This is a genomic window from Frankia nepalensis, assembly GCF_016786325.1.
In the GTDB taxonomy this organism is placed as follows: Bacteria; Actinomycetota; Actinomycetes; order Frankiales; family Frankiaceae; genus Pseudofrankia; species Pseudofrankia nepalensis.
Map to the genome: position 1 here is coordinate 22,373 of NZ_JADWYU010000183.1, position 9,904 is coordinate 32,276.

General features: G+C 73.8%; 8 protein-coding genes. 3 read left to right on the top strand and 5 right to left on the bottom strand.

Translation table 11 applies throughout. The annotated features are described in order from the left end of the window. The 5 genes from gap to uvrC form a co-directional block, all read right to left on the bottom strand. Entirely contained in the window at nt 1-1,011 is a 1,011-nt protein-coding gene (gap, locus tag I6A81_RS27685) for a type I glyceraldehyde-3-phosphate dehydrogenase (RefSeq protein WP_203004432.1), read from the bottom strand. Between the two features lie 454 nt (nt 1,012-1,465). Next, on the bottom strand, nt 1,466-2,443 hold the full coding sequence (whiA, locus tag I6A81_RS27690; protein ID WP_203004438.1) for a DNA-binding protein WhiA: 978 nt from the start codon (nt 2,441-2,443) through the stop codon (nt 1,466-1,468). A 14-nt stretch (nt 2,444-2,457) separates the two neighbouring features. Then, the gene (gene yvcK / locus I6A81_RS27695) at nt 2,458-3,720 is read right to left on the bottom strand and encodes a uridine diphosphate-N-acetylglucosamine-binding protein YvcK (protein WP_307874960.1); all 1,263 of its coding nucleotides are present in this window, start codon (nt 3,718-3,720) and stop codon (nt 2,458-2,460) included. Nucleotides 3,721-3,725: 5 nt separating this feature from the next. Then, on the bottom strand, nt 3,726-4,616 hold the full coding sequence (gene rapZ, locus I6A81_RS27700) for an RNase adapter RapZ (RefSeq protein ID WP_307874961.1): 891 nt from the start codon (nt 4,614-4,616) through the stop codon (nt 3,726-3,728). Between the two features lie 55 nt (nt 4,617-4,671). Next, complete coding sequence (uvrC, locus tag I6A81_RS27705; RefSeq protein WP_203004431.1) at nt 4,672-6,870, bottom strand: excinuclease ABC subunit UvrC; 2,199 nt, start codon at nt 6,868-6,870, stop codon at nt 4,672-4,674. 490 nt (nt 6,871-7,360) lie between these two features. On the opposite strand from uvrC, the gene I6A81_RS27710 reads away from it, so the two are divergent. From I6A81_RS27710 to I6A81_RS27720, 3 genes are all read left to right on the top strand, one after another. Further along, entirely contained in the window at nt 7,361-7,774 is a 414-nt protein-coding gene (locus I6A81_RS27710) for an SsgA family sporulation/cell division regulator (RefSeq protein WP_203004430.1), read from the top strand. Between the two features lie 136 nt (nt 7,775-7,910). Further along, a complete protein-coding gene (locus I6A81_RS27715; RefSeq protein WP_203004429.1) occupies nt 7,911-8,450 on the top strand; it encodes a SigE family RNA polymerase sigma factor in 540 nt (179 codons plus the stop codon). Further along, a complete protein-coding gene (locus I6A81_RS27720; RefSeq protein ID WP_203004428.1) occupies nt 8,447-9,772 on the top strand; it encodes a hypothetical protein in 1,326 nt (441 codons plus the stop codon). The genes I6A81_RS27715 and I6A81_RS27720 overlap by 4 nt, the downstream gene beginning before the upstream one ends. Nucleotides 9,773-9,904 lie beyond the last annotated feature (132 nt).

The following is a 9,904-nucleotide window of genomic DNA, read 5'->3' on the forward strand; positions in this document are numbered from 1 at the left end:
TCAGCCGAGGCGGCTGGCCACGAGAGCGGTCAGGTCGACCAGCCGGTTGGAGTAGCCCCACTCGTTGTCGTACCAACCGACGACCTTGACCTGGCTCCCCCAGGACATCGTCAGCAGCGAGTCGAAGGTGCAGGACGCCGGCGTGCCGACGATGTCGGAGGAGACGATCGGGTCCTCGGTGTAGACGAGGTAGCCCTTCAGCGGGCCCTCGGCGGCCGCCTTGTAGGCCGCGTTGATCTCGTCCTTGCTGGCGGGCTTCGCCAGGTTGACGACCAGGTCGGTCACCGAGCCGTCGAGCACCGGCACGCGCATCGCCAGGCCGTCGAGCTTGCCCTTGAGCTGCGGCAGCACCAGCGACGTCGCCTTCGCGGCGCCCGTGGAGGTCGGGATGATGTTCTGCGCGGCCGCGCGGGCCCGGCGCAGGTCGCTGTGCGGGAAGTCCAGGATCACCTGGTCGTTGGTGTAGGCGTGGATCGTGGTCATCAGGCCGCGCTCGATGCCGAAGGCGTCGTCGAGGACCTTCGCCAGCGGGGCCACGCAGTTCGTCGTGCAGGAGGCGTTCGAGAGCACGTGCTGGGTGGCCGGGTCATAGACGTCGTCGTTCACCCCCATGACGACGGTGAGGTCCTCGCCCTTCGCCGGGGCGGAGATGATGACCTTCTTGGCTCCGGCCGCGAGGTGCTTCGCCGCCGAGTCGCGGTCGGTGAACCGGCCGGTCGACTCGATGACGATGTCCACGCCGAGCTCGCCCCACGGCAGCGCGGCCGGGTCCCGCTCGGCGAGCACCTTGATGGTGGCGTCACCGACCTGGATGCCACCGTCGACGGCGCTGACCGGCTGGGGCAGCGTGCCCAGGGTGGTGTCGTACTTCAGCAGGTGGGCAAGCGTCTTGCTGTTGGTGAGGTCGTTGACGGCGACGATCTCGAGCCCCGTCTGTTCGCTCGCCGCCAGCGCCCGCCAGAAGTTCCGGCCGATGCGTCCGAAACCGTTGACCCCTACTCGCGTAGCCACGTCCGCGGACTCCCTAACTGATGTGCCGACGTCATGTCCCGTGCAGGCACAGAGCCTAACGACTTTGGCGTCTGGTGGCCGGGTTCGACGCCTCGCGCGGCTCATTCCGCTCTGCGTCCGGTGAGGTCGGACGGGCCCCGCCCGGTCGGTTCGGGCGGGACGGACGGTCACGTGACGTGGCTGAATCCGGGTACGCGGCACACGAATGCGCACCCTGCGTGTTAGACACGCCACAGATCACGCATGCTCCGGGAGATCCGGTGAGAGCGCCGTCCTCGGCCGGCCCGCTACCGCGTTCTGATCAGCGAGTTCCGACACAGTCACTAGTCGATCGGGTGGATCCGGACCTGCCAGATCGGCAAAGCCGATCTGGCAGGAACCCAGGGACCCAGGGACCCCTGGCGACCCACCCCCGTCGCGAGACCCGGGCCGAGGGCGGCCGGACGCGGCGCTCTCAGGCGTTCTCGAGGAGCTCCGGCGAGACGCTGGCCTCGGTGTTCGGGATGCCGAGCACGCCCGCCCGCTTGTCGGCGAGCGCCAGCAGCCGACGGATCCGGCCGGCTACGGCGTCCTTGGTCAACGGCGGGTCGGCGAGCGCGCCCAGCTCCTCCAGCGACGCCTGCGCGTGCTGCAGCCGCAGCCGGCCGGCGGCGAGCAGATGCTCCGGAGCGTCGTCGCCGAGAATGCGCATCGCGGCCTGCACCCGCGCCCCCGCGGCGACCGCCGCCCGAGCCGAACGGCGCAGGTTGGCGTCGTCGAAGTTCGCCAGGCGGTTCGCGGTCGCCCGGACCTCCCGGCGCATCCGCCGCTCCTCCCAGGCGAGCCGGCTGTCGTGCGCGCCGATCCTGGTCAGCAGCACACTGATCGCGTCACCGTCGCGGATCACCACCCGGTCGACGCCGCGCACGTCACGGCTCTTGGCCTGGACGCCGAGCCGCCGGGCGGCGCCGACCAGCGCCAGCGCCGCCTCCGGCCCTGGCGAGGTCACCTCCAGTGAGCAGGACCGCCCAGGCTCGGTGAGCGAGCCGTGCGCGAGGAACGCCCCCCGCCAGGCCGCGGCCGCGTCGCAGGCCGAGCCGGTGACGACCTGCGGCGGCAGCCCGCGGACCGGGCGGCCGCGCTGGTCGAGCAGGCCGGTCGAGCGGGCGAGCTGCTCGCCGTCCCGCTCGACCCGCACGATGTAGCGGACCGAGCGGCGCAGGCCGCCGGCCGCGAGCACCGCGATCGTCGACGGGAAGCTGAACACCTCGGCGATCTCGCGGCGCAGCCGGCGCGCGGCCGCCCCCGTGTCGAGCTCCGCCTCGACGACGATGCGTCCCCCGACGATGTGCAGGCCGCCGCCGAAGCGCAGCAGCGCCGCCATCTCCGCGCGCCGGCAGCAGGGTTTCGCCACCCGCAGCCGGCTGAGCTCGTCCTTCACTGTGGCCGTCATCGCCGCCACGGCGATCACTCCTTGAGGTCGCGGGCCGTGACCCGCGGGTCGGGGGGGCCCAGGGTTCCCGCCTGGTCGCCAGCCGGGCCAGTCCCACGGCCGGCCGGTGGTGACTCCGGCCCGTGGTTGGCCCTCGGCGACGCGCCAGGCGGGGTCGCGCGCGCCATGACCGGCCGGATCGCCGGCCTCTCAGATCGGCTTCGCCGATCCGGCAGGGACCCTGCCGCCGGTCCGGCGGGAATCCCAGGCAGGTCGGGCGCTGTCGGTACCTCAGGCGCTGTCGGTGCCTCAGGCGCCGTCGGCGCCGCGTGGTAGTCCGCGAAGACCGCCTCGAAGGCCGCCGCGAGCAGCGCCGGATCGTGGGTTCCGGGCGCGCTGGGAGCGCGCACGGGCGCGAGGCGCAGCCGGGCGCCCAGGTCGGCGGCCGCCGCCGCCAGCGCCACCGGGTCAGGGACGGCCGTCGGGTCGGCGAGCACCACGTCCACGGTCAGCCCGGGGGCGTGCCGTGCCAGTACCCGCAGGTGTGCCTCGGGGGTGTAGCCCTCGGTCTCCCCCGGCTGGGCGACCAGGTTGAGCACGATCAGCCGCCGCGCGTTCGCGCCGGTGATCGCCTTGTGCATCTCCGGCACGAGCAGGTGCGGAAGCATGCTGGTGTAGAGCGAGCCGGGTCCCAGCACCACCCAGTCGGCCTCCTCGACCGCGGCGCAGGCAGGCCGGCAGGCCCGCGGCTCCGGCGGCTCCACCCAGACCTCGCAGACCGAACCCGCGGTCGTGGCCACCGCGACCTGGCCGCGTACCCGCCGGGTCGCCGCGGGGTCGGCCGGGTCGAGGCCGGCGACCTCGGCGACGATGTCGATGCCCTCCTCGGACAGCGGCAGCACCCGGCCGCGCGCCCCGAGCAGCCGGGCCGCGAGCTCGAGGGCGGTCACCGGCGAGCCGACGTGCTCGGTCAGCGCGGCCAGCACCAGATTGCCGAGCGCGTGCCCGCCCAGCGGGCCCGCGCCGGTGAACCGGCGCTGGAACACGTCCGTCCAGGTGCGCGCCCACGGGTCGTCGCTCGCGAGCGCCGCTAACGCCATCCGCAGGTCGCCGGGCGGAAGCGCGCCCAGCTCGGCGCGCAACCGCCCGGAGGACCCGCCGTCGTCGCCGACGGTGACGACCGCGGTCAGCCGGTCGGTGATCCTTCGCAGCGCCGCCAGCGACGCGGCGAGCCCGTGGCCGCCGCCGAACGCGACGACGGCCGGCGCCAGGCCCGGCCCGTCGGGAAGGTTCGCCACGGGCGTCACTCCCGGCCCAGGTCGCGGTGGACGATCTGGACGCCGACCCCGGTGGCGGCGAGCCGCGCGGCGAGCTCCTCGGCGACCGCCACGCTGCGGTGCCGTCCTCCGGTACAGCCGACGGCGAGCGTCAGGTACCGCTTGCCCTCGCGCAGGTAGCCGTCGCCGACGAGCCGCAGCAGGTCGGCGTACCGCTCGATGAACTCCTTGGCGCCCGGCTGGTCGAGCACGTAGTCGCGCACCTGGGGATCGCGGCCCGTGAACGGCCGCAACGCCTCGACCCAGTGCGGGTTGGCCAGGAACCGGCAGTCGGCGACCAGGTCGGCGTCCAGCGGCAGCCCGTAGCGGTAGCCGAACGAGATCACCGTGGCGTTGAGCCGGTTCCCGCCCGGCTGGCCGAACGCGGCGTCGATCTTCGAGCGCAGCTCGTGGACGTTGAGGTCGGTGGTGTCGAGCACCAGGTCGGCCTCGCCGCGCAGCTCGGCGAGCAGCGCCCGTTCCCGGCTGATGCCGTCGACGACCCGGCCGTCGCCCTGCAGCGGGTGCGGGCGACGGACGTGGTCGAACCGGCGGATGAGCGCGTCGTCGCTGGCCTCCAGGAACAGCACCCGCGGGCGCAGGCCGGACGCGTCGAGCGCGTCGAGCGCGGCCCGCAAATCGGCGAAGAAGGCCCGGCCACGGACGTCGACGACGACGGCGATCCGGCTGACGCCGCCGCCGGAACGCCGGCCCAGCTCGGCCATCGTCGACAACAGCGCTGGGGGCAGATTGTCGACGACGAACCAGCCCAGGTCCTCCAGGCACTTGGCCGCGGTGCTGCGGCCGGCGCCGGACAAGCCGGTGATGATCGCGAGATCCAAGGCCACGGCGTTGGCCGCGACACCCGTACCCGTCACTGTGTGGTCCCCTTCGTCACGGCGCGCTCCCCCTCGTCACGGCGTGGTCCCCTCGTCACGGCGCGGCCCCCCTCGTCACGGCGTGGTCCCCGGCCGGGGCGCTCCCGGCGTCTCCCGCCGGTCCCGGCGGCTCCAGGATCTCGCCGGTCAGCGGGTCGACCGCCGGTGCCGGCGCGGCGGCCGTCCCCGGCGTGCTCGACGCGAGCGCCGCGACGACGGCGGCCGCGGTACGCGGGCCAATCCCGGGCACCGCCGCGATCTCCTCCGCGCTCGCCGCGCGCAGCCGGGCCACCGAGCCGAACGCGCGCAGCAGCGCCTTGCGCCGGGTCTCGCCCAGCCCCGGGACGCCGTCGAGCAGCGAGGCGGTCATCGACGTGGACCGCTTCTGCCGGTGGTAGGTGATCGCGAACCGGTGCGCCTCGTCGCGCACCCGCTGCAGCAGGTACAGCGCCTCGCTGGTCCGCGGCAGGATGACGGGGTCGGGCTCGTCCGGCAGCCAGACCTCCTCCAGCCGCTTGGCCAGCCCGCACAACGCCACCCCGCCGGGGCCGGACTCGATCCCGAGGTCGACGAGCGCCCGGGCCGCCGCGGCGACCTGCGGCGGCCCGCCGTCGACCACGACGAGGTTCGGCGGGTAGGCGAACCTGCGCGGCCGGCCGTCGACGACCAGCGTCTCCGCGTCGGCTGTCTCCCCGTCGGCGCCGGGCGGCACCGTGGCGTGGTCGCCGGGGGCGCCGGCACGGGCGCCAGGGCCGCCCTCGGCGCGGGCCTCGTCCTCGGAGCCAGGCAGTTCGCCGGTGCGGGCGCGCTCGGCCAGGTAGCGGGCGAAGCGCCGGCTGACCGTCTCGTACATGCTGGCGGTGTCGTCCTGGGCGGCTCCGTCCTGGCGCGCCAGGCCACGGATCATGAAACGCCGGTACTCGGACTTGCGCGGCACGCCGTCCTCGAAGACGACCATGCTGGCGACCACGTCACTGCCCTGGGTGTGCGACACGTCGAAGCACTCGATCCGCAGCGGCGCGTCGGCGAGGCCGAGCGCCTCCTGGAGCTCGGCGAGCGCCCGGCTGCGCGCGGTCAGGTCGCTGGCCCGCTTCACGCGGTGCAGGGCGAGCGCCTGCTTGGCGTTGCGCTCGACCGTCTCCAGCAGGGTGCGCTTGTCGCCGCGGCGCGGCACCCGCACGTCGACCCGCCCGCCGCGATACCGCCCGAGCAGCTCGCCGACGGCGTCGGCGTCGGTCGGCGGCTCGGGAACCAGCACCTCACGGGGGATGTCGGCCCGTCCCTCCCCGCTGCCGGCGCCCTTGTCACCCGTGTCCTTGTCTCCCAGGTACTCCTGGGTGAGGAACTGCTCGACGAGGTCGGCGGTGGTCACGTCGGTCAGCTTGTCGACGACCCAGCCGCGCTGGCCGCGCACCCGGCCGTCGCGCACGTAGAAGACCTGGACCGCGGCCTCCAGCTCGTCCTCGGCGAAGGCGACTACGTCGGCGTCGGTGCCGTCGGGCAGCACGACCGCCTGCTTCTCCATCGCCCGGCGCAGCGCGCCGGCGTCGTCGCGCAGCCGCGCGGCCCGCTCGTAGTCCTGGACGTCGGCCGCCTCGCGCATCTCCCTTTCCAGGCGGCGCAGGAAGCGGCCGGTCTGGCCGGCCATGAAGTCGCAGAAGTCCTCGACGATGTCCCGGTGCTCCTCGGCCGTCACCCGGCCCACGCAGGGGGCGCTGCAGCGGTCGATGTAGCCGAGCAGGCACGGCCGGCCGACCTGCCCGGCACGCTTGAAGACACCCGCCGAGCAGGTGCGCGCCGGGAACACCCGCAGCAGCAGGTCCAGCGTCTCCCGGATGGCCCAGGCGTGCGCGTACGGGCCGAAGTAGCGGACGCCCTTGCGCTTCGGCCCGCGCATCACCTGCAGGCGAGGAAACTCCTCCGACAGGGTCACGGCGAGACTCGGGTAGCTCTTGTCGTCGCGGTAGCGAACGTTGAAACGCGGGTCGTACTCCTTGATCCAGGTGTACTCGAGCGCGAGAGCTTCCACCTCGGTGGAGACGACGGTCCACTCCACGGAGCTCGCGGTGGTGACCATGGTCCGGGTTCGAGGATGCAGCGCGTAGACGTCGGTGAAGTAGTTGGCGAGCCGGGCGCGCAGGTTCTTGGCCTTGCCGACGTAGATGACCCGCCCGTGCGGGTCCCGGAAGCGGTACACGCCCGGGGTCTCGGGGATCGAGCCCGGCGCGGGCCGGTAGGACGCCGGATCAGCCATAGTCCGAGACTACGGCGGCCCGGGTCCTGGTCAGACAACGCCTCCACGTAACTATTTCATCACGCAACGCGTTGATCTCCGTCAAGGGGTGCCTCCGAACCCGAGCGACCCCGTGTCCTCACCGTGTCCTCCAGCCCGCCCGCCAGCACCCGCCCGCGCCCCCAAGCCCACCCACCAGCACCCCGCCCGTGTCCTAACCCTGTTTCGGGGCTGTCACCTTCTTGTCTGTTCAACGACCCTGCCCTCGCCGACCGGGTGGTACCGCGTACCGTAGACGTAGCGTGCTTGCTCGACTGCGCACGCGGCCAGCGGGACACGTTCCCGCGGACTCGGCTGTGGGCCAATGGAGACCCCGCCGATGGGGCCTTCGACACCCCAACTGGCACCAGGGGCCCGACGCCGCGACTCTCGAACCAGTAGCTGGGAAACTCGGGAGCTGGGAGGCAACGGCGCGCCGGCCTGGGTAGGCAGACGAGGGAGGGACCCACCCGTGCAGGGTCTGGACGTCACCACCGAGTTCGTACTCGACGACACGTCAACGAGCGGGCGGGTCACCGTCCTCGTGGTCACCTGGCGCGCCTGCGACCCGTTGGCCGTAAGCCTGGCCCTCGTCTCCCGACCGGACCATCCGGCGCTGCCGCAGGGCAACTGGGTGGCACCGCGGGACGCGCTGCGCGCCGGCCTGGAAACGCCGACGGGCGACGGGGACGTGCGGTTCACTCCCACTCCCGGCAACGCCGAGGTGAAGGTCGAGCTCACGGACGGCGGCCGGCACTCGACCGTGGTCCTCGACGCGGAGCCGCTGCGCGCCTTCCTGGAACGCACCGAGCAGGTCGTCCCCGCCGGGCAGGAGCACCCCGAGCGCGAGCTCGACGCCGTCCTCGACGAACTCCTGCGCGCCTAGCGCTCCCCCGCGCCGGCCCGCCCGGCCGTGTGCGCGGGCTGTCGGCTTGCCGACAGCCTCAAACGTCCCGGCCGCCCCATCGCGTCCTGTCTGCATCACCGGCTGGCCGTGGCCGGACATGCAGAAGGACGTTGGCGTGGATGACGACTTCACTGGATTCGTACGCAGCCGTGGCCCGGCATTGGGGCGGACCGCCTATCTGCTGACCGGTGACGCGGGGCGCGCCGAGGACCTCGTCCAGAGCGCGCTGCTCGCGGTCTGGCAGCGCCGCGGCAGGGTCGAGCCCGACCGCTGGGAGGCGTACACCCGCCGAACGATGATCAATCTCGCCACCTCCTGGTGGCGACGGCTGTCCTCGACCGAGCGGACGGTCGCGACGATGCCGGACCAACCGGGCCCCCCAGGGCCGGCCGCGACCGACACGGCCGACGACCGGGTCCGGCTGGTCACGGCGCTGCGCCGGCTGCCGGCCCGGCAGCGGGCCGCGGTGGTGCTGCGCCACTACGAGGACCTCAGCGAGGCCGAGACGGCGAAGCTGCTCGGCTGCTCGGCCGGGACCGTCAAGAGCCTCACCCATCACGGGCTGAACCGCCTGCGGGCGCTGCTCGCCGAGCCGGCCGCCGCGGCCGCGCCGGCTTCCCTGGACGCCTACCCGCGGACCGGAGAGATCCGATGAGCGAGACGAACGAGTTCACCGCGCGGCTGCGGGCCGCGGCGACCGACATGCCCGACAACCCGTACCGCGCCGAGCAGGTGCTGGAGCTGGCCGAGCGGCGCCGCCACCGGCACCGCCGGACCGTGCTGGTCGCGGCGGCCGCCGCGACGGTCGTCGCCGTGGTCGCGCTGGTCTTCGGGCTCGGGGCGGGGACGCAACGGCACGGCGAGGGGACCGTCCCGGCCGGGCGCCCGGACGAGTCCCGCCGGGTGCAGTTCTTCGGCGGGATGTCCCTGATCCCGCCGGCGGGCTGGACGGTCGAGTACGCCGGGACCGGCGCCGAGGACGGGTCCAGCCCGCGCGACATGTGGGCCTGCCTGGTGCCGCCCCCCGCCGAGCGCCAGAACTGGACCTGCGGCGGCGGGATCCTCGTCGAGGCCGGCCGCGTCGTCGGGCACGAAGGACAACCGTTCCAGGCCCATCAGGACGGGGGCTGGTACGTCGGCACCGGCGTGTCGTCCTGCCCGACGGCACCGGACGGAGCGCTGGTCAACGCGGTCGTGCCGGGCGCCGCCGGCGCCGAGGTGAACAGCCTCGCCGCGCCGGTCGAGCAGGGGGCCTGGAACGTGGCCGGCCACGCCGGCGCCTACGACAGGTGGGCCGCCCACTGCGCCGACGACGGGTTCACCTTCTACCCGCGCAGCTGGTATCTCCCCGAGATCCCCTTCCGCGTCCTGGACTACCTCGGCCACCCCGAGACGACCGAGGAGCTTCTCGGCACCATCAGGATCGGTTCGGCCGAGTCCCGCCGGATGAGCTTCTACGGCGGGGTGTCGCTGATCCCGCCGGCGGGCTGGCAGGTCACCTTCGGCCCGCGCGACAGTGGCACGACCGCGCGGGACCGATGGGTGTGCCTGCTGCCGGCCGCGTTCAACCCGATGACGACCAGCGTCAGCTGCCCGGGGATCCTCATCGAGGCGGGAACGGTCACCGGGTTCGAGGGGCAGCCGTTCCAGGCCCACCAGAACGCGGGCTGGCTCGCCGACCGGGGCCAGCGGGGCTGCCCCAACCCGCCGCCGGACTCGTTCAGCACCTCCGCCTACCCCGTCACGCCCGGCGCTCCCGGGGACGACGGTCCCGACGCGGGCGCGCCGATCGAGCAGAGTGACTGGAACGTGGCCGGCCGCGCCGGTGCCTACGACAGGTGGGCCGCCCACTGCGCCGACCACGACTTCACCTTCCACCCACGCAGCTGGTACCTGCCCCAGATCCCCTTCCGGGTCCTCGACTACGTGGGCTACCCGGAGACGGCGCAGCTGCTCACGACCATCCAGATCCGCTGACCCGAGCCCGCGGCCGACCCGAACCCGTCACCCGGCCCGGCCGACCCCGTCGGCCGGGCCGGTCAGCTCAGCCCGAAGTCGGCGGGGTGCCGTTTGAGCACCCAGTCCAGCGGGCGCGGCCCCGCCGACGAG